The organism is Kitasatospora sp. P5_F3 (assembly GCF_054049135.1).
Genome location: NZ_JBFUMY010000211.1, coordinates 1 through 469, shown reverse-complemented (window position 1 = coordinate 469; position 469 = coordinate 1). Strand labels below are relative to the sequence as shown.

The window sequence follows — 469 nt, the reverse complement described above, 5'->3', positions numbered from 1 at the left end:
TGCGGGTCGAGGTACCTGGCGACGTTCGGCATGTTCGCCGCGTCGAACTGCTGCACCCAGCCGAGTGCCACGTACCGTCCGGCCATCCAGTCGCTGACCACCATCAGGTCACGGCCCGGGTCGCCGCCCTGGGCCAGCACCGGGCTGATCTTCCCGAAGAACTCGTCGTTGTCGTTGATGTCCTCGGTGTACGCGACCTCGATCCCGGCGTCCTGGGCGAACGCGTCCAGGGTCGGCCGCCCGCCCTTGTCGTCGGTGTCGATGTACTGCGTCCAGTTGGAGAAGGTCAGCGCCTTGTCGTTCTCCGAGCGGTCGGTGGCGGCCCGGCGCTCCTCCGGCACGTAGGCGGCGGGAATCCCGCAGGCGGACAGGCCGAGCAGGCTCGCGGCGCCGAACAGGGCGCGACGGGTGAAGGTCATGTGACTGGCTCCGAACATGGGGGCGGCCCCGGGCTGCATCAGCCCGGGGC

1 pseudogene is annotated in these 469 nt (G+C 69.9%); it reads right to left on the bottom strand.

The features are described 5' to 3' along the window. Positions 1-419, bottom strand: a pseudogene (locus ACXJMZ_RS37400) (spermidine/putrescine ABC transporter substrate-binding protein); the annotation flags it as partial. Positions 420-469: the final 50 nt, after the last annotated feature.